This window comes from Nocardia sp. NPDC003979 (assembly GCF_053605015.1).
This window is the reverse complement of sequence record NZ_JBSGIJ010000005.1, coordinates 239,626-259,155: the sequence shown is the minus strand read 5'-3', so window position 1 is coordinate 259,155 and position 19,530 is coordinate 239,626. Positions and strand designations below refer to the sequence as shown.

Here is a 19,530-nt window from a genome sequence, read left to right as displayed (position 1 = left end):
GTAACCAACTGTCGCGACGTGGTGCCCAGCCGGAGGGTTCCGGGCCTGTGGCCGGAGGCTATCGGCCGCCGCGGTAGGGGTCTTGTGGTGATAGCCGAGGGCGACGACGGGCGCGGGCAATTCGAGATCGTCCTCGCAGATCCGCCCGCGAGAACGATCAATGTCGTAGTGCACTGCTAGCTTGTTCACGCCTGCTCCCGCAGGGCTGAGGAACGGCCTCAGTCGCTCGTCGAGGAGAGGTAGAAGGAACGACGTGTTCTCGAAGTTCGAAGAGTTCGCGGGAACAGCGCGCATACCGGCGATCAAGTTCGTCGCGGTCCGCGAACTCACCCAGCTTCATTGGCGCAAGGTCACCGAACCAGTCGAAATCCCCGCAGCCGGAGGGGTGTACGCGTGGGTCGATCCCGCGACGGACCTCGTTCACTATCACGGCAGCGGAAGCGGGGCCGCCGGTCTGCGCAAGCGACTTGGCGACCAGTTGCTGTGGCAGGCCGCACAGCGCCAGCGCATCGCAGATGCCGAACGCCTGGACGAGATCGACAGTTGGTTCCGGGTGGTGATCGAGTCCCCGGCGATCCGCCTCGCTGCCGAGGGCGCTTTCGATCTGTGGATTGCGGTGGCCCGCGAGCCTGAATGGTCACTCGGCACTGAGGAAGACGCGAATCTCCCAACCTCGCCGCTCGGTTGGGAGTCGTTCATCTACGAGTGCTCACACCTCGTGACCGGGCGACGATCACTCCTGGGCGGTGGAGCGTGGGAGTCCAAACCAGGTTCTCTGGGATACGTCATGGAGCGGGTCGCCTGGAGTCGGCTGCGCCAGGTTCGCGGAATCTAGCGCGATCTGCTGAGGTGCGCCCAGACTGCGCAGTCCGGGCGCACCCCACCGGGCCATTCGTCGATCATCGCCGTGTCCACTGCCACGGGAACGCGTTGACGTAGGCGGTGAATGCCTGCACCGTGTTCTCCTGGCCCTCCACAGTCGTACGGGCCAGGTTCCGGGCGAGCTGCTGGTTGACGAACCCCGTCGGCATCGCCTCGAAACCTAATCCGGTGCGGGCGCGGCCCGCCTACGGGGTGCAGGTCGACACATCACCAGGCGGTTCAATCGTCTTCGGCCTCCTCACCTTCTGGTTCGGCGGGGGTCGCGGAGCGGCGGTATTGGGGATGGTCCTCGTCCATCTTCTTGGCAGCGTGCAGCGGCGCGGGGTATCGAGCCCGGTCGGTCCAAGCCATGGTTTGGTGGCACAGGTTGGCCGTGGTGATGGCCAGCGCCTGCAGATCGACATGGGGCGCCGCGAACATCGGGTAGATCTCGGTGGTTGTCATGGAGTACCAGTTCTGTGGCATCTCGCTCTTCCGGCGTTCCTTCGGATTGTCGGAGTACACCGACCGCGCGGAGTCCCATCGCGTGTAGTGCTCACCGAACCGACCTCCGCTCTGGCCGTCGAACGCTAGCGGAACGTTGGACAGGACCCACACCGGTGTGCCGAAATCGGTGGTGACCCGGTACAGCTTTCTGGTGGTGCGGGATGTCTTCGGTTCCTTACCTTGCTCTTTGAACACTTGGGTGGTTCCGACCGCCGGAATGACCCGTTCTCGATCGAGGTTTATCCGGATGACGGCGTCGGGTCGTTCGTCATCCGGCAAGGATGCTCCGGGATGGCGGTAGCGGGTATCTCCGTACTCCGGGTTCGTGCCTTGGTGTACGTTGTGGAGTCCATCCCACATACGACGACTGGCCTGTTCATCGACGGTGACAACGTACGAGGTCCCGGCAAGTTCCTCTGCGAGATCGCTGAGGGCGCATTCGATCTGCATTGCGGCGCCGTCCCATCGTTGCCGGTATGTCGTTTTCTCTCGGTTGGGTTGGGGGTATGCGGTGGCGTGGAAGGCGGTCTGGGCAAGTCGATAGGGCTGCCATTCGGGTCGGGTCGAGGACCAACCGAGCATCGTCCACACACCACCCGCCACGGTGGGTGGGACGAAGGCCGCAGCCGTGATGACGACTTTCGGTTGGCCGTACTCACCGGGGCGCCGATTTTGCTGCCGGATATGGAAACCGACATGCGCGATCTGGTCAACCGGGTAGTCGATTGTGCTCTCGGGAAGCGCGTTGGCAAATCTCTGGTCGACAATGCCGAGACTGCGGTAGAGGTCGAGAAGCGCCAGCATCGCGGGGTGGTCATCGGCCTTCGGGGTGATGATGTTGCCGTCGGGATCGACGCCGAGCAGGTACTGGTTGGCGATATCGCGTTCTCCGAACAGTCGGCGGGTCTGTTGTTTCGCGTCGAGATCGTCGAGTACAGCGGCGTCTTTGCTACCTTCGGAGTCCTGTCCTGCCGACGGGTACTCAGTTTCGCACCAGGCGCCGACCAGGGTACCGCCGTCAGCGGCGACTAGGACTCCGCTGGATTCCAGAGCGGCTGTTCGGCCGTTGACCGGTCCAGGCTCCAGCAAGTCTGGCGCACGGTGGAAGGTTGCAGTGATACGGCCTCGATGTAGGTCGAGCACCGAGGCATCGGAGGGATCCAGCGCCGCGGTGTCGACACCGAATGCCTTGACCAGCCGGTTCAGCATCCGCATCCGTGCCTCGTCCCGATACCACAGGCACGCGATTCGTAGCGTGTCGAAACCTGCTTCTTCGACAGCTGCGAGTATGTCTTCAGGGGTCGGCAGGAGAGGCCCCTTCGGACGAAGGGGACCCTCGTATTCGCCCCTGTCCTTCTCTTCTTTGCGGCGCCTGTACTCGTCGGTGGAGATTCGTTCCGCGTCGTTGGGCCGATGCGGCATGGGACTGCCGACTTCGACCATCTCTGGCTGCTGTGCTGCATCACCGAAGATCTCGATGAAGTGTTGTCGGAGCATCCTCATGTGGTGCATGCCGACGCCGACGCCGATGGGGAACTGCCGATTCTTCGGTAGGATCGGCCAAATCCGATCGGGGCGCTCGCGCGGAAACCGGACACGCTTGTCCTCTTCCTTCGCCTTGGCGCGCAAGGCTTGTTCCTGCTTCGATCGCGTTGCCATGGAGTCGAGAATGGAGCGGTTCATCTCGAGGCGGCTCAGTGCCTGCAACGCGAGATGGTTGACAGTGCGGGCGCCGCCGCGACCGTTGAGCGATACCTCCAGCACGGGGCGACCCGGGACCGCGGTCGGCCAGAGCGGTGCGGCAGAAGATCAGCGAGTCCGATATCCGGGTGACTCGTGAGGTGGCGATGAGCACCGGGTGCACGAGATGTGGGACGGTAATCAGCTGCAAACTTGTGCGGGAGAGCGCGAATCGTCCGCGTTGGTCATTTTCCCATGGCTGGTCGAGGGCGACCAGCCCGCCCGTGGTGTCGGGCCGCAATGCGATCTTGCGGTTGTCAGATATCGCCCATGGTTCTGCGGCGAGGCGTTCGGCGAGATCCCATGCGACTGTACGGTATACCCAGTTCGGAACCTGTGGCTGCTCGCCAGCGATCGGTACGAGGTGCTCGGCCAGATGATGGCTGACCTCGATGGTGTCGGCGATACGTGAGGCGAGCTCCGGCGGCTGAGCGAGGTCGATACTGTCAACGTCTACGCCGAGCGCGAGTCCGTGGGTGAGGGTGAACGCGCGCCGCAGCGACTTGGGCGACAGTGGCTGGCGTGATGCGAGGAACGGGTCGCGGCGGGCAGGGTCGAAATGGACGTATCCGCCGCTGATCATGCTGAGCACGAGGGTGGCGATCGAGTAGGGGGCTTGCGCGGATTCGTTTCCGTACCGTTGTTTGCACTGGTTGTCGAAGTCGTTCCACAGCTTCGCGGTTTCGGGGTCGAGGTGGCGGACGTGAACGGTTGCGTCGCCGACGAGTTCTGGGGTGCACCGGAACGCCAACGAGTCGAGGTACTTGCCGGGTGCACGATCGAATCGAGTCACGATTCCTCTTCAGGGTCAATGTGTGGCAGGGCGGAGATGACCGGGGCTGCGGGGTCTATCCCCGCATAGGATAGGAACGCATTGAGCGCTTCCCCGTAGAGATCGTTCATTCTTTGCCGCACGTCCGGTGGCCATTTGGCGTGAATGCGACGCAAGATGCTGGGAAGATCCGCGCTCCAGGCGTCGGCCTCGAACGCGTAGTCGACCAGATGCAGTACTGCTTCGGTGCCCCCTCGTCGCGCCCGTCCGGCGAGCTGGATCAGATCGATGACGATTCCCGCGACGATCTCCTCCTGCAGGGTCTTGTACATCGAGGTGAACTGGGGTGGATTGCGCAGCAGCAGCGTCACACGGTCGGAGGCCGCTTCGGCCGCATGCCGCAGGGCGGCGACAGGGTCGGCGCTGCCGCCCGGTGGCAGAGCGTTCATACCCGCGGCATTGATGCTGCCGTACATTTCGGCAGGTTCGCTCAGGTCGGCCAGCGGTCGGACACACAAGTACACCGATCTAACCGCAGATCGGGTGCCGCTGACGATATTCAGTCCGCGGGCGACGACGGATAGCGGGACGACCAGGATATTGCCGTGACTAGGGAACTCTTCGAACTGTTCTTTGGTCAACCGGGTCGCGATGCTGGACTTGGGCAAGTCGAGGTCCGTGCGATTGCGGTCCTCAGTGCGAACCGCCACACACAGACCTCCGCCGAACCGTCCTGCTCGTGCAATGCCCTGGGCAATCCATCCACATTGCTCGTACGAGTTCGCCACCACCAAGACGTGGTCACGGCCCGGGTCCTTCTTCCGCGCGGTTTCCAGCTCACGATGGATCTTGAGATCGTAGAGCTGGCTGCCCAGCTCGATCAACGCGTCCTTCTTGCGGCTGGCGTGGATGCCGGAGATGTGGATCGGTTCGCCAACGAGAGGATGATCCTCGCTGTAGTCGATGCGGTGACGCTTGGCCCGGATCGACTTGGCCTGCGCATCGGTCATCCACCACTTCACCGGGGCGTGCAGATGTTCGCGAACTGCTTGCGGGAAGTAGGCAGTGGCGGACAAGCCCATCACGGGTCGCTCATGACCCGCGAGTGTCAGCGATACCAGACCGCCCAGTTCGGCAGTGAATGTGTGGGGGTCGCCGGCGATCGTCTGTGCGACGAGTTCGGCGTTGCGCTCTCTGTCGTCGAGCCCAGTGACTCGGTAGCCGGTGATCGACCGGCCCAGCATTCCCTGTGGAAATGCCGTCATCATCGCCGAGGACTGCAGCTTCTCGACGATCTTGTGCGCAGACTGCAAACCCGATCCGCGGTGGCCGTGCGCCTTCTGCTGGAGTTCGGCCAAGGCTTCATCCAGTTCGACCATCGCGGTGCGGGTGACGAGCAGGTTGACCGCCATTGCCCTGTCGTGCGGGTCCTTGATCCGATCGTCGAGCAGCTTGTGTAGCTCCATCTTCACCGCATCGAGCAGGTGCCTCCCGCGCGGCGCGACGAGGGCGCTGAGGGATTCTCTGATTTGTGGCCACTCCGGCTGCAGGCGCAACCCCGATCCCGGGGGTGCTGAACCGGGTTCGCCGTACCGGCCAGGGAGCAAGGCATCGATTTTGGGGAAGAGGTCCTCGGGTACCTCAGAATCGGAGCTACAGTCCAGGTCCGGAAAAAGCAAGCGGATCAGTCGGCGGTCACGACCCCGGGCGAGGTGCCAGCGTGTACTGGTCTGATCAGGTACTCGGTGGCGGGCTCTTTCGTCTTCGGTCGCATGCAAGCTCAAGGCGTTCTGGCAGATGCTCAAGAGTAGGAATTCCGCCATCAGGCGAACCTGGCTGACCGACGGCAGCAGGTCGTGCTCGTCGGCGATCGGCATCCGCTTCGCATCGACATCGAACTCCTGCGGGACCGCTGACCAATGCCGCCTCGAATGCAACGAGATATCGCTGGTCGACTTGTCGATGGCACGGCACTGGAATTGATCGATCTCGTCGATGAGAACGGTATGGCAGGTCCGCAATGCGAACTCAGCGGCGGTCATCCGCCGAATCGGCCGTCCATCGAGATTCACTCCGATGCGGAGGTTGCCTTGCATGAACATGAAATGGTTCATGACTACGACATCTGCCTCGCACGCTTGGTAGACAGGGGTGAACTTTCCACACGTCGGAATCCAAGGACAGGCCGCGGCGCCGACGCCCTGCGTGTGCAGCGACAGGCAGGGTTCTCGTCCGGGGGGATATGGGGCTGCGGCATCGATGTGTGATTCCAGAGCACATCCGTATGACAGGGCGTTGAGGTCTCGGTCTGCCCGCCCGCCCCATTGCCCGGGAGCATCAGCGTCTTCGGTGATCAACGACGCCAACGTGTCCGCGCGATCCAGCATTCCGCCTGACGACATCAGGTGCGCACATGTCGGTTCGTGGTCGAACTCCTGCATCTGGTACAGGCAGGCCAGATCTTTCTGGATCTTGTCCGTGGTGGACAGGCAGGCGGTGATGTCGGGCAGCACTACCGCGACGCGAAGGTTGTTCTTGGCGAACCATGCGGCCAGGACCCGCACGAGGACACTCTTGCCAGTCCCAGTGGGGGCGTTGAGTATCTGCGTGCTTCCCGACGCGAGGGCTAGCATGTCGGCTGCAGAGACGGTGTCGGTGGTTTGCAACGCCGTGAAAAGACCGTTCAGGACATCGAACAGGTACGGCTCATGGAGCCGAGTATCGATCTTGGTCGCGAGACCAAGGAGTTCCGCAGTCGGAATCAACACCTCGGACAGGTAGGGTGCAGTCACGACCGCCGGAAGCCGGTCGTGGCCGAATGCCTCGGTGAACTGAGGAAACTCCGGGATAGTCACCTGTCCGCGGATCAGCCCGGCCTTTTTGTCGAAGACCTCAGCGGCGGTCCAGATTCCGGGGCCGGCGAACGGGATCGGCTTCGGGCGAGCGCTGGGTCGGCGAAACCGTGCGATACGGCGATCGACGAATCCGAAGAGATCGCCGCCGACGCGCGGGACCGCAGCAGTCGCTGTATATGGCGAGTCCCCGACCAGTTCGAACAGGGCCAGCGGCGGGTCGCCATCACTGTCGACGGTCAGCGGCGCCAGAGTCATCCGCGCGGCTATCGCAAACTTCGCAGGATCGGACAACGCAACCGGAGCGATCTTGTACACCCCCGCGATACGCTGTCTCTCCTCATGCGGCAATTCCGACCACCGGTTCCACGCCCGGAACTTGCCCGACAACAGAAACGCTGCTTGATCGAACGGCGCCGCAACCCTGTCGTCCCCGGCGACAGACTGTGGAAAATAGTGCGCAGCCAATGCCAGAGCCGCCAGTACCGCCGTCTCCTGAACCGATGGCTCACTCACGACCAAATCACCCCCGCCTCCGCACAGACCCGCTCGGCGAAACCGGTTGCCGTCTCCACCTGTAGCCCGTACCGCTCGCATACTCCCGACAGCAACGGCAGCTGAGCGGCGCGGTGGTCGGGAACGACCAGCCAGTTGGCACCTCCCGCATCACCTTCTTGAGCATGGATCAACTCACCGAGGGTCCTCGCACTGGTGAAATCCTTGACGTCGACCGCGTATACCCGTTCCGACGATTTCTCCCCGATTACGACGCGCAGATCGTAGGCATCCAGCCCGGGCCACAACTCGACCTGCAAACCCCGCGCCTTCAGCGCGAGATACAGGGCAATCTCCGGGATTCCAGGAATCGTGGTGTACCGCCATACTCCACGGACCAGGGCCCGATACCCCTCAGCGGGGAGCGCTACCGGGATCGTGCCCGTATCGGGATGCAGTATCGACAACGGTCCTTCCGGAGAGTCGACGGCGTGATCGGGAATCAGTTCAGGCGCACGCTCTTTGAGAGTTGAGTCGATCAGGTAGATGGCGCCCATGTCGGTGTGTGGCTGATGCCAGCACTGGGCGCGGCGGACGTGGCGGTCGGCGCCCGCGGTGATGCGCATCGGCCAACGGCAGATCGGACACGGGAACCACCAGCCGCGATACTGCGAACCGTAGGGAACCGGTTGGTAGTACTCCCCGACCGAGACCGGGATCGGAAGATCGCACAGGTCTTCGGCTGGGTAGTACGGGTGCTCGATCAATGCGCGGCGTCCCGCCTCGTAAGTGCGCTGTTCCCCCGGTTTGCGCAGATAGGTGTAGACCATCTCCTGTTCGATCTCCGACTGCAGCTCGGACCTACTGGACAGCCGGCCGGAGCTACGCGCCTTCTTCAGCACATGCTTCAGGACCATCTGCTCTTCGAGAGCGAGGTCGAATGCCGCCGGGTCTATCTGCCCCTGGTCAATACTGGACAGCTGCTCGAACTCGCCCGACGCCACCCCTTCGGGAAGCAGACGCGCCAGGTCCTCAGCGACAGCCCACCGGAAATCCGCGAATGACAAGGGACTGCCCGGACCTCGGACAGCGAGTACCTCACCGTGACACTCTCTGAGCACCTTCAATCGGTCTACCGGACCGATACCTGGCACCGTCTGAGCTTCCGCGGCGCGTAGTGCCGCGCGTAGGACGCGCGAGCGCACCGTGATGTCGTCGATTCCTGTCTGCGTCTGATCCCTCAGGACTCTGGTCACGAGCGGGCACACTACGCCCGGGCACCGACAAGAAGTCACCGAATTCGCCGGGGAGGTCAGGCGATCAGATCGGGCGGTCGCGATCAAACGACGCCAACCCAGCAGTATCGACGGCCGGATACACGTTTCGATAGGTGTCGAGGTACTCGACCACGTGTCTGCGACCGAGATCGGTCAACTGCCAACGATATTCGGCCACATGAGTACCACCAGCAGCAACAACTGGAACCGAATCCACGAACCCCCGACTCGGCCTGCTGCCTGACCTGCCGCGATATCCGACACCGAGGTAGAACACCGAGCGCCCAGCCAGCCGATCCTCGGCGAGACCGTCCGGTTCAGCCGCAGCAACGCGCACCAGGACACCCCACAGCCACTCCGAGAGCAGATGCGGCGCGGGATCGGGCTCCCGAGGCTCGCCTACACCAGCCCGAGCCGCGGCCCGGCCTTGACGAGTCATCTCGACCATCACCCGCCGAACTGAACCGGCCACTGGATGCTGCACAACATCCTCCGACACCACCACCAGACCCCGGCGCTCGAGCGCGTACACCGTCGACCCGACCCCCGAATCGTGCACCCCACGCGACCGCAGCCGCTCTTGCAGCCGGGTGTAGCCGACACCGGCAGATGACGAATCCAGAGCCAGCGGCAGTTTGCGCCACTCCCGAGGCGGCGGCACTGGCAAGCGCTGCAATCTGCGCATCCACATCTCGGTCTCGGTCATCCGATCATCGCGCATGATCTCCGCGAGAAACTGCTGCTGGCGCTCGTTCAACGACTCCCACATTGCTACTGCTGACCGTGACGGTGGGCGCGTTGCCGGCGGCGGGCTCGCAGGCGCGGGTTCATCAGGACGCGAGCGCATCCACGCGTCGAGCACCATTCGCGCAGGCACGCCGAACGCCCGCGCGAGCGGTGCAAGCAGGCGGCCGGTCTCATTCACATCCCGCCACCGGCGATCGCGCACTGGCCGACCCCGCTCCAGCTCCGACAGTTTCGATGCCGATACCCGGAGATCACGCCCAGCATCCGACCGCAGCAACACTCGCGCCAACTCGGCCAGTGTCAAGCCTGCGGCGTATCGCAGGTCAACCAATGTCCCGCGTTCTGACCGTTCGCCCATCAGGGCAGCAATCTCGCAATCCAGCGCTGCGGCCAGTTCCGCCAGTCGCGCGGGCGATGGAGAACGCGCACCAGTCTCATACAAGTAGATCAACCGCTCCGACACCCCACACCGTTGCGCCAAGGCCGACCGGCTCAAACCCATCGCATCCCGACACGCCCGCAAGCGCGCGGAATTGATACGACGAAGAGACGACGCCACCTGTCCATATAAGGCGAACAATGATTCGACTGCAAGGATGCCCGCCGTGGCCGCCCCCTGCTCAACCTGCACTAGCTGGTAGCTCACCATATGCTGGACGGGAGACCGGTTGACGACGGCGATTCGCTCGGAGTTGAGAATTTGGCTGCAATCACCAATTCGGCCATTCGAACGTCCCTGGTCACTTGCGTTCGCATCGACACCGAGCCCGATACCGTCAGTGTGTCCGGGGCCGGTGTCGAGCGGCAGCTGCTGCTGGCCTGGCCGGTGGTGGGGTTGGCCGACGGGACTTGGTGTTCGTTTGGTCCTGCTCAGGCGGGGTCAAGGGGGCGTGGGCCGCTGCCGGCACGGTGAGGGATGCCGGGCCACCTTCGCGACCGGCGTCGGCGCGGCGATCGACTGTTTCTGAGTGCGTCCCGACCTCCGGTTGCGGTGCCTCGACGAACGAGACGGGGATGGCCGTGCCTTCACCGTCCACGACGAAGATGGTGTTGCCGTTCACGTCGGTGGCGGGCGTGGCACTCGCGTTCTCGTAAGTATGAGCATCGTCGGCGGTTGGTTCGTTTCGATCGAACTGAGCCTCGTCGGCGTCGCCATCGAGGATGCCCGGATACTTGCGTGCCAGTAGGGAATCGAACTGGTCGTTGATCTCGCCAACCAGCTGGGCGGCGCGTGCTCGATCGAATGGGGACTCGGGATCGGCGGTGGTGAGCCATTCCTCGGCTACCGAAAGTCGGGCGTCTTCTTCGCTGCGAGCGTGGGTGTTGCCCGCATCGCGGTTCTTCACGGCTTCGCGCATCACCCACGCGGCGTACCCGCTGGGAGCACGGATCTGGCCGCTGTCGAAGTCGATGGTGGCGACCGACTCGATCAGGATCTCCGGATCGGCGCCCTGCGCGGTGAGCACGGTGTACTGGTCCTCGGCGACGTGCCAGCGTGGGTCATCGAGAATCTGATCGGGCACACGCCCGCGCAGTCGGTCCGCCAACGGCGTCGGGGTGCGCTGATTCTGCCGATCGCGTTCTTGTTCACCGGACTCGGCGGTCGCCTTGCCCGTGTCGGTTCCGCGCCCGGAGGCAGTGCGAGATTGCGAGCGCCAGCGTCGGACTACTTCGTCTTCGAGACTGCGGCGGCCGTCACGGGTGTCGCAGTTCGTGTATTCGGTCTCCCAGTTGTGGCCCCATTCGGGGTCGTGCTGCTTGAGCCATTTCCGTGCCACTCCCACGAGTGAGTCTGTCCTGCCGCCGGTGGCGTCGACCCATTTGCGGATGATCTCGTTTTCGTCGAGGCGTCGCCCGTCGATGGTGTCGGCAGCGGCGTAGCTCTGCTCCCACCAGCGGTACCAGTCCGTTTCGTGTTCCTTGGCCCACATGCGCGCCTGTGCCAGCTCGACGTCTCGCAGGGTCTGGTGTCGAGCCCGGGAGGTGGCGTGTAGTTCGTCGGCGTTGCGCCGCAGATCGTCGACCGCTTCGGCGGAGCCGTTGTTTCGCAGCCAGTCGATGACTCGGTTGGCGAGTTCTTCGGAGCCGAACACGGCCTCGGCGTGGTTGTCCATCCATCCGGCCTGGACTCCGAACCGCCCGTGCGAGAGCGGGGCTACCCGGATGGTCATTCCGGTATCGGGGTGGCGTTCGGCGCGAATGCGCCCGTCCTTCTCTGCGGCATTCCATTCGTCGGCATCGGTAGGGCTGAACTTGGTGACCGCGTGGCGATCGAGGACCGCGTTCTTGCGGGCGACGTTCTCGGCGTCGTCCCACGCGGAGCGACCACGCTGCTCGCGCAGTTGGCGGAGTACGCCGGACAGGCTGCGTACTGCCAAGGCGATACGCATGGTGTCCTCGCGGGGGATGCCCATCACGGGCGGTTCAATGATCGGCTCGTTCATCGTCGGTGTTCTTTCCTGGTTGGGTGGTGCGGTGATTCACGGAACCCGTGTACTGCGGGTTGTTCGGGGCGGACGCCTGGTCGAGCAGCGGGGCCACGCTGCGGCGCGGTGGAGGTGTGCGTGTTCGCTGGCACCCACTGCGGTGGGAGTTGGTCGGGGACGGTGCCGGTGGCTTCACCGTGGGCGCGGACGAGGTGTGCGGCTTCGCGGGCACTGCGGGCGGCGGTGATGCGCCGGTGTTGTTGATGCCATGCAGCGATCTCGAGGAGCAGGTCGGCAACTGCGAGGCCGAGCTGCACGCTCGGGTCTCGTTGCAGACCACGCCCGGTCAGCATCCGAACCGCAGCGAGATCGCGTGAGATCGCACGTAGTTCGGCGGCGAGCCGCCCGGCGGGGACCGCGGTCAAACCGTGCCGTGTGCGCGCCGCGCGGTCGAAGGTCCACGTCGCCTGTGAGAGAGGGCCCTGGCGCGCGGCACCATCGGCGATGGAGGCCCAACTGCCGATGACGTCGTGCAACTCGCGGGCCACCGTCGCGATATCGGATCGCTCGCCGCGCACGGCAGTGGTGACCGCCCGCACGCGGTCGGCGCTGTCGGCCAGCACCGTGTGCGCCTCGCGGACTATCTCGTCGTTGGTCCCAGTGCGTGCGGCGCCGGAGGTGGCATGCGTTGTCCAGCGGGCGGTGACTCGTGGCCAGGACATGTCGGCACCGAGATGTCGGCTGGGTGCGAAGTAGATGGGTGCGCCGGTCTTAGCCGACACGTCGCCGGGAGCCGCGACTGCCCATCCTGTGATCTGCCCGGTGCCGTCGTACTTGAGGTCGACGAGCACGCCGGCGCCGCGGAGCCGGGCGAGGAACTCGTCGGTGGTGGTCGCGATAGCGGCCGACTCGGTGATCAACTGGCGTAACTGGGTCCGCGCTGCGGCACCAGGTGTCGCGCGCAGCATGCCCTCGTCGCCGGCGGCCTGACGACGCTGGGCCTTCTCCTGTTCGCCGCGCGTCGGGGTCGGTACCGCCATCGGATCGTCGATGGCGGTCAGCCGCAACCCGAGCGCTTCTTCCCAGCGACGGGCGACTCGGCGCACGGCTTTCCAGTCGTTGTCGGGATAGAACCGTTTGCCGGTATCGGCTCTGACCATCACGGCCGCGATATGGATGTGGTCGTTGCCGTCGACGGATTTGCCGTGGTGCACCGCGATCCACCGGCACGCCCCGGCGTCGCCCGCTTTCGCGATGCCGGTCTCGTGCAGCATGTCCTCGGCGATGCGGCGCCAGGTCTGTTGGTCGAGTTCGCCGTCCTCGGCACCGATGGCAACGGGCAGGTGCCAGATGTAGCCGTGCTTGGTGTAGCCCGGCTGGCCGGGCTCGGGCTGTTGAGTGGGCAGCCCGATCGCGTCCGAGAGCACGGTGACCTGCCGGGCGAGTTTGCTGATCTCGCCTGGCGCGAAGTCGCAGTCGCCAGGCCCGACCCACAGCGGTTGTAGGGCGTCGGGGTCGGACTGCCACGCCGCGATCACGCGGGGGTTGGTGTGTTCGTTGTACTTGCCCGGCGAGAACAAGTACCGCACGAGTCTTTGCCCGTCCCATCCCCGGATCGCTTTGCCGATCACACCGCGCCGTGCCGAAGTTGTTCGACCAACCAGACATCGATCCGGCTGTTGATCTTGCGGGTGTAGGTCAGCACGGCGTCGGCGTTGTCGCCGAGTTCGCCGGTGGAGTTCGCGTGGCGAGCGACATCGTTCACGTTGCCCGCAACGTTGCCGAGCAATCGGCGTAGCTCGCGCACCTCGGCGATCAGGATCTCCACTTGGCCGCTGGTGCGAACTGCCGCTCCGTTGCGCTTCGCCGCGAACGCACGCGCCGCACCGACGGCGGCCTTGGCGATGAACGCGCCGGGCCGCAGTCCGACCGTGGCCGCCGCCGCGGTCACCAGCGCCCATTCGGCCGGCGCGTACGTCGACCGTCGACTGATCGACCGCGGCTTCGCCGCGTGGGGCCGATGGCCCTGCCCACTCTTCGGAGACACTTCTCGTCCCTTCGTCTACCGAGCGCCCAGCGGCGCTCTCCGGTCCGGCAGCCCCCTGCCGGACATGCCGATGTCTCCATCCCGCAGGGCTGGAGACATCGGAGCCTCTAGATGCTCTAGAGCCTTTCGATACATTCGAACCACTTCGAGTGTGTCTTGCGCCCACCCCTGGGCGCAACCCAAAAGTGGCCACTTTTGGGATATCTTGCTCACCCGAATCGCCGGTCAAGGCCCTGCGGCTCACGACCGGACGCCCCAGCGAACGCGCCGATACCCATGCGCGGGAGCGTTGCGCGACAAGACCGCCCGCCCGCGCGCCCCGGCCGGAGTCCACCCACATCGCGTGGTTCCGACGACACACCAGTCCCCAACAAAACAGGCGGCGAGACCGGCCCGGCAACGCTCACCGAGCGAGCCATGTCGCGCCCGCGACCGCCACGGTCCACCTTTCGATACTTTCGATACACTAGGTGCTGTCGGTCCATTAGTGATCACGGGCAAGGAGGCACGACCCATGGTGAAGAAGACGGCAACCCACGCCTTGAGCGCATATCGCCGCGCGATTATCGACGACGACATGGAGACACGCATCGGCGAACTCGCGGTGAAGGTCGGCGAATGGCAGCGCGCATCCGAGAACCGCGAGACCGAGACGGCACGGCTGATCGCCGAAGAGGAGTCCGCCGAAGCCGCCGCGGCAGCTGCCTACGCGGCGGCCACAAACGCTGGCGCCGAACCGGACGCCCTGGAACGGATCGGCCTCAAGCCCACCGCAGCGATCCGCGCCGTGACCAAGCGAGCGAAGACCAGACCTCAACCCCGCCCGTCCCCGACATCAACTACCGCCGCCAAGGCACCCTTGACTCCGCCGTCGACAGAGAAGGCCGACGCCGGGGCCGCCTCGCCGAAGGTCTCGGTAGCGCCGCGCGCCACACCGCAATCCGATCCGGCCCCCAGCGGTTCCGGGGGTCGATCCGCCGACGCGAAGTCGACGCGGAACGCTGCCGACATAAACACACCGTCCGGCACCCGGGCACGAAGCTGACGAATGCGCCGTACCAACACCCACGCCCAGGCGGTCCGGTACGGCGCATTCGAGCACTGGGCACTCACCAAGAAGGAGAATCCTCACCATGGCGCGCATCACCGACACCACCACACCGCCGAGGGACCAGACTGTTCGGGGTGCTCTCCAGCGAGCGGGCCGAGGAATTCGAAGCGCTCGCACCGCTCGTGGACGGCCGGTCGCCCCCGGAGTGCCTGTATCGCACCGATGCCGTCGGCTGGATTCTGAATCGCATCCTGACCGACGAAGGCGGCACGACCTCAGCAACCAGCAACTTTGGGCCCCACGCCCCCGAACTCTTCGATCCCACTCGCACAGCACGAAAGGCATACCGATGCACCCGCCCATCGCAGCAATCGCAAATCACGATCGCTTCTACGTGAACCTTTCCAGCGTCCCGCCCGGCCAGAACCGGTGGCTGATGGAGGAAACCGACTTCACTTCCGAGGACGAAGCACGCGCCTGGGCAGCAGAGGAGGTCAGCTCCTCGGCGCAGATTTCCGGCTCCGCGTGGGACTTCCGCGCCGAACTCTGGCGCATCCCAGCAGGCGCTCGCCTCGACAAGAAAGACGAAACAGAACAACGCGCGCAAGCTCTCGCGCACGCAACCTGGGACCACCTCGCCAAGGCCGTGGTGTGGACCGATGGCGTCCCCGACGACTGGTACAACGACGACGACGCGGACGAGCCCGAGACCGGCCGATAACAGTGAGCGCGCGGAAACACTGATCACATTGAAGGAATGGGCCGCTCTACACGGACGCAACTACGGTTCGATTCGCAACAACTGGTTGGGCCGTCCCGACTTTCCGAAACCCAACAACCCACTCACGCACGGGCCTGGGTGGAGGCACTCCCGCCCAGGAGTTCGACCGCGACGAATTCGACGCCTTCGCAGAACGTTGGGAAGCCGCCACGCGACCAGCACCGTTGGCGATGCACGACGGACCCGAGGAATATCGAACCGTGGTCGCAATCGCCCGATTGCTCGGCCTCGACGGCAAGGCCGTTACCCAGTGCCGCGAGATCGCCGATGAACCAGTCGACCGCACTGCCCGCTGCGCACATTCCGTCCATCACACCCGCGGTGTGATCGAGGTGCTCAGCAAACGACACAGCATGGCGCTCCCGCGCAATTCCCTACCACCTGGGTAGGCACCGTCTCCGCACCCAACGAAGGCGGTACCGTTGTCGAACACCCATTGCGGACCTCGTCACCAAGGTGCAGCCGGTCTTTCAGCGTAGTTGCGGGATCAGCAGAACGGTTGAAACGGTACTTCGGGCAGCATGGTCTGCCACTCCTCCGCCGTGATCAGTCCTGCCGAGTCCGCGCAGATCGCCGCGCGTACCGATTCGACAGACACAGTTGGATCAGGCGGTGGCATGGGTTCTTGCCACTCGTAGACCATCCCGTCCTGCGTGGTCACGATGAACGTCTCGCCCTCGTCGGCGACCGCAATCGAGGAAGTTGCGGCGCCCGCGGCCTGGAGTTCGTACTCACTGCTGCCCGCCGACACCGAATCCACTGGGTCTGAGAGGCCGACACCGAAAAACTCATACACACTGATGCGGCCCGCGCCCTTAGTGATCCCTGCGGCGAATCCGGGGGCGCCCGCTGCCAGTCTGGTGCTCACACCCGCCATAAGCACACCAATTACCTCCTGCTGGTCAGTGACCAGCTCGGTGTAATCACGCGCTGTCACGATGACGAGCACCGGCTTGAAGGGTGTTTCGGACAATCTTGGGAATGAGATGTCCGTGATTCCCTGCGGCCGAGGCGACCCGCCCGCACTGTCCGGCATGGTGTCGCCCGGCACGGCCAACACGATCGGGGCGAGCACTCGTAGGTGACCCGTCGCATGATCGCGTTCCCAGAGTTCGACGCCCGATGCATCTGACCTGACCGCAGCGAGCTGCCGACCGTCCGCGCTGTAGTCGACCGCGAGCGCGGCGTTGAGGGCATCAGCCCGCTGCCATGTCCGACCGTCGAAGCGCCAACGGATCACCCCGGCGTCGCTGGCAGCGGCCAGCTCGGTCCCCGTCGGATCCCACGCCAGATCACGAACAGACCCGGTCGGCCCCGGCAATCTAAGGATTTGTTCGGGTGCATCGACATCGACCAGGACCACTTCGGTCCCCGCAGCGGCGGCCAGCAGATGGGTGCGAGGCCGAAACGCGATCGCACTGATTCGCCCGCCCAGCACCGGCGCATCGACCTGGGCGTAATGGGTGCCGTCTCGCGGGCGGCGGCGGTCGGTGACCTTGATCGTGGTGCCGTCGGTCAACGCCAGAAGCGACGAATCTTGGGTCACTGCGGCGGCATTCACCTTGATGCCGCTACGCCATCGACGCGCCCCATCCCATCGCTGCTCGATCAGGTTCGCGACGTCTTCGCGCGCAGACACCTCGTAACTGGCCAAAGCGAGCTGCAGGTCCAACGGATCGGGGTCCCTCATGGCGCCGTGGCGTTCGGCTGCTTGGGCTAACGTCCCCGACCAAATCGCCTGGCGTTCAACCACCGCTTCGGATCGTGCCCGCACTACCAGCACGACCGTACCTACCAACAGCACGACGACGAGAAGCACAGCACCGGCCCAGATCTGGCGGCGGCGGACCTGGCGGCGTTCGCGCAGAGCCTGTTGATGTTCTCGCTCGCGCTCTGCCGCATGGTGGGCGGCGCTCGCCGCGACGAATTCACTCTCGGCCACAGTGAGGCAACGGCGCTGACCTGGGTCGGTCTGCCAGCGTTGATACTCCGCGGTGCGCGCGGGACTGAGTAAGGTCGACGGGTCGGCCGGGTCCCACATGCGGGTGAGTTCAGCCAATCGCAGGTGCAGCGCGTGGCCTGCGGCGTCCTCGTCGATCCAGTCCCGCAACCGTTTCCACGCGTGCAGCAACGCTTCGTGGGTGATCTGCACACCGTCATCGGTCGTTGTCAACAGTCGAGCGGTGACGAACTCGCCGATCACCAGCTCAGTTGTTTCGCGGCCGACATCGGGCCAATCCAGTTCGGTCGGCCGGATCAGGATCCGAACCAACCCGGTGTCACCGCGGCGCGCTGCCCGGGCGAACAGCCGCTCTGCTGCCCTGCGTTGATCCGCGTCCAGTTCATCCCAGACGTTCTCCGCCGATCTCCCAATCGCCTCCCGGATCCCGCCGGTACTGCGGTAGTGCGCCACGGTGAGCTGCGTCATCGTCCTGCGCTTGGCCCAAGTCCGGTCCAGGGCATGAGAGAGCAACGGCAAAGCACCGGGATCGTGCGCCCCACCACCGGCGACGGCGAGCTCGTCGAGTAGCACCTCCACCAGAGCGGGCTCGACACCTCCGAGCTTTTCGACGGGCTTGGTGATCGCCTCCTTCAACTGTTCTTTGCTCATGGGGCCGACCGGGACCGCGTCGGTGGTCAACGCTCGCTCCAGCGCGGGGATCGTGAAGGCGCGCGCGAAGAAGTCCACCCGCAGCGCGAACACCACCACGACACCGGTTTCGGTCAGATCGACCAGCCGCTGCACGAATTGTGCCGGTGACCACGCCGGACGGTCCTTCTTCGCGGATTCGGTGTAGGTCCACAGCTCCTCGGCTTGATCGACGATCAGGACCGCGCCCTGATCTCGATCACCGAGCGCCTCGAGCGCCTTGCTCAACGCGTCACCCGGGTCGGTGCCCGGAACCATCCGCCAGGCCGGGCGATTCAGCTTCGCCAACACAACCAGCAACCCCGCCTGCAACACCGACGACTTGCCCGACCCCGATGCCCCCGGCACACCGATCAGCAGCGGCCCCTCCCCCGTGAGCCCCGCGACAACCCGCGCACCGAGTTCAGCGACGAGATCGTCGCGACCGAAGAACAACTCAGCGTCTTCTGGCCGGTACGACTCGAGACCGCGATACGGCGAATTCTTCGGCCGGGTCGGGCGCGGGATGTCACGAACCCGGTTCGCCGCCGCCCACAACACCTCGAACTGATCAGCGGCACCACAAACCTCGAGCACCCGCGCGAGATGCGGGGCCGCGTCCCTCGCTGGAACAGCGGTGCCGCCGAACCACCCACTCAACGTCCCGTGAGAAACCCCGGAGGTCTTGGCGACCCGACGGATCGACAACCCGGACAGTTCCCTGACAGCTCGCATCACCATGCCGAACTGCTCTCGCGATTCGATCTGTGCCGCATCGAAATCCGGCGAGTCCCCGCCCCCATCGTTCACCCCGCCATTGAACACGACCGCCCCGGGCTTGATCCACCGAACGCACACCATGATCACCGCCCCCCGCGCGAGGGCGATCGCCGCTCCGCGTCACCTCCCGCACATGCCCGCCCGCGTTCCGCCGTTGCCGTCCCAACTTGCCGCTGCTCACCGGCATTATGGCGCTGACCTGGGCGTATGGACGTGTATGTATAGGCGGCGAACGCTGGACGCCCCCTCCGACCGCCGGTCAATCTGAACGAGCCGACCACCGAAAGCGGCGGCACCCAACCAGATTCCGCACCGCGGAGTCACCAGCAAGGAGGACCCGAGATGGGCTACAAGAAGGGCGATGAGGTCGTCGCCAACAAGGATCTCGGCGGCATCGTCCGCGATTCCGTCGGCGCTGGCAGCAAGGGAACCGTCACCGGTACCGACGCCTTCGGCAACCCCACCAAGGTTGCCTTCCGCGACGGCGACCGCACCAAGGAAATCCGCGTCAACGGCCGCGAAGTCCGCTGACCGATCGCGGGGGCTGGGCTCGCCGCCCAGCCCC

Annotated in this window: 14 protein-coding genes and 1 pseudogene; 4 read left to right on the top strand and 11 right to left on the bottom strand. The window is 64.9% G+C overall.

Annotated features, from left to right (window positions below; translation table 11 throughout):
- Positions 1-181 precede the first annotated feature (181 nt).
- Positions 182-835, top strand: a complete 654-nt coding sequence (locus ACWEVR_RS13635) for a hypothetical protein (RefSeq protein WP_452467185.1) — start codon at positions 182-184, stop codon at positions 833-835.
- Positions 836-899: 64 nt separating this feature from the next.
- Here the strand turns inward: ACWEVR_RS13635 and ACWEVR_RS13630 are convergent, their stop codons facing one another.
- The 9 genes and pseudogenes from ACWEVR_RS13630 to ACWEVR_RS13590 all read right to left on the bottom strand — a co-directional run bounded on the left by ACWEVR_RS13630 (position 900) and on the right by ACWEVR_RS13590 (position 13,628).
- On the bottom strand, positions 900-1,031 hold the full coding sequence (locus tag ACWEVR_RS13630; protein ID WP_278262841.1) for a hypothetical protein: 132 nt from the start codon (positions 1,029-1,031) through the stop codon (positions 900-902).
- Positions 1,032-1,101: 70 nt separating this feature from the next.
- A complete protein-coding gene (locus ACWEVR_RS13625; protein ID WP_452467184.1) occupies positions 1,102-3,132 on the bottom strand; it encodes an RNaseH domain-containing protein in 2,031 nt (676 codons plus the stop codon).
- A 106-nt stretch (positions 3,133-3,238) separates the two neighbouring features.
- Positions 3,239-3,901: pseudogene (locus ACWEVR_RS13620) on the bottom strand (pPIWI_RE module domain-containing protein); the annotation flags it as partial.
- Positions 3,898-7,248: a hypothetical protein gene (locus ACWEVR_RS13615; RefSeq protein ID WP_452467183.1), complete on the bottom strand. Its 3,351-nt coding sequence runs from the start codon at positions 7,246-7,248 to the stop codon at positions 3,898-3,900. The gene ACWEVR_RS13615 and the pseudogene ACWEVR_RS13620, both read right to left, overlap by 4 nt.
- Positions 7,245-8,570, bottom strand: a complete 1,326-nt coding sequence (locus ACWEVR_RS13610; RefSeq protein WP_452467182.1) for a restriction endonuclease-related protein — start codon at positions 8,568-8,570, stop codon at positions 7,245-7,247. Before ACWEVR_RS13610 ends, ACWEVR_RS13615 begins: the two co-directional genes overlap by 4 nt.
- Positions 8,548-9,900, bottom strand: a complete 1,353-nt coding sequence (locus ACWEVR_RS13605; protein ID WP_452467181.1) for a helix-turn-helix domain-containing protein — start codon at positions 9,898-9,900, stop codon at positions 8,548-8,550. Before ACWEVR_RS13605 ends, ACWEVR_RS13610 begins: the two co-directional genes overlap by 23 nt.
- Before the next feature lie 127 nt (positions 9,901-10,027).
- Positions 10,028-11,695 (bottom strand): hypothetical protein, encoded by a 1,668-nt coding sequence (locus tag ACWEVR_RS13600; protein ID WP_452467180.1) that lies wholly within the window; start codon positions 11,693-11,695, stop codon positions 10,028-10,030.
- Positions 11,692-13,266: a relaxase/mobilization nuclease domain-containing protein gene (locus ACWEVR_RS13595; RefSeq protein ID WP_452467179.1), complete on the bottom strand. Its 1,575-nt coding sequence runs from the start codon at positions 13,264-13,266 to the stop codon at positions 11,692-11,694. Before ACWEVR_RS13595 ends, ACWEVR_RS13600 begins: the two co-directional genes overlap by 4 nt.
- Positions 13,267-13,304: 38 nt before the next feature.
- Positions 13,305-13,628 carry a hypothetical protein gene (locus ACWEVR_RS13590; RefSeq protein WP_452467178.1) on the bottom strand — a complete coding sequence of 108 codons (324 nt, stop codon included), beginning with the start codon at positions 13,626-13,628 and terminating at the stop codon, positions 13,305-13,307.
- A 610-nt stretch (positions 13,629-14,238) separates the two neighbouring features.
- Between ACWEVR_RS13590 and ACWEVR_RS13585 the strand changes: the two genes are divergently transcribed.
- Together ACWEVR_RS13585 and ACWEVR_RS13580 are read left to right on the top strand one after the other, a co-directional pair.
- Positions 14,239-14,769, top strand: a complete 531-nt coding sequence (locus tag ACWEVR_RS13585) for a hypothetical protein (protein ID WP_452467177.1) — start codon at positions 14,239-14,241, stop codon at positions 14,767-14,769.
- Between the two features lie 355 nt (positions 14,770-15,124).
- Positions 15,125-15,496 carry a hypothetical protein gene (locus ACWEVR_RS13580; protein WP_452467176.1) on the top strand — a complete coding sequence of 124 codons (372 nt, stop codon included), beginning with the start codon at positions 15,125-15,127 and terminating at the stop codon, positions 15,494-15,496.
- A gap of 122 nt (positions 15,497-15,618) precedes the next feature.
- Here the strand turns inward: ACWEVR_RS13580 and ACWEVR_RS13575 are convergent, their stop codons facing one another.
- Both ACWEVR_RS13575 and ACWEVR_RS13570 read right to left on the bottom strand, forming a co-directional pair.
- Positions 15,619-15,906 (bottom strand): hypothetical protein, encoded by a 288-nt coding sequence (locus ACWEVR_RS13575; RefSeq protein WP_452467175.1) that lies wholly within the window; start codon positions 15,904-15,906, stop codon positions 15,619-15,621.
- 137 nt (positions 15,907-16,043) lie between these two features.
- A complete protein-coding gene (locus tag ACWEVR_RS13570) occupies positions 16,044-18,926 on the bottom strand; it encodes an nSTAND1 domain-containing NTPase (protein ID WP_452467380.1) in 2,883 nt (960 codons plus the stop codon).
- A gap of 381 nt (positions 18,927-19,307) precedes the next feature.
- Between ACWEVR_RS13570 and ACWEVR_RS13565 the strand changes: the two genes are divergently transcribed.
- Positions 19,308-19,496 carry a hypothetical protein gene (locus ACWEVR_RS13565; protein ID WP_452467174.1) on the top strand — a complete coding sequence of 63 codons (189 nt, stop codon included), beginning with the start codon at positions 19,308-19,310 and terminating at the stop codon, positions 19,494-19,496.
- Positions 19,497-19,530 lie beyond the last annotated feature (34 nt).

Coding starts and splice junctions, on each gene's coding strand:
- ACWEVR_RS13600 (WP_452467180.1), bottom strand. CDS start 11,695: ATGAACGAGCCGATCATTGAACCGCCCGTGATGGGCATCCCCCGCGAG.
- ACWEVR_RS13580 (WP_452467176.1), top strand. CDS start 15,125: ATGCACCCGCCCATCGCAGCAATCGCAAATCACGATCGCTTCTACGTG.
- ACWEVR_RS13570 (WP_452467380.1), bottom strand. CDS start 18,926: ATGGTGATGCGAGCTGTCAGGGAACTGTCCGGGTTGTCGATCCGTCGG.
- ACWEVR_RS13630 (WP_278262841.1), bottom strand. CDS start 1,031: ATGCCGACGGGGTTCGTCAACCAGCAGCTCGCCCGGAACCTGGCCCGT.
- ACWEVR_RS13565 (WP_452467174.1), top strand. CDS start 19,308: ATGGGCTACAAGAAGGGCGATGAGGTCGTCGCCAACAAGGATCTCGGC.
- ACWEVR_RS13605 (WP_452467181.1), bottom strand. CDS start 9,900: ATGGTGAGCTACCAGCTAGTGCAGGTTGAGCAGGGGGCGGCCACGGCG.
- ACWEVR_RS13585 (WP_452467177.1), top strand. CDS start 14,239: ATGGTGAAGAAGACGGCAACCCACGCCTTGAGCGCATATCGCCGCGCG.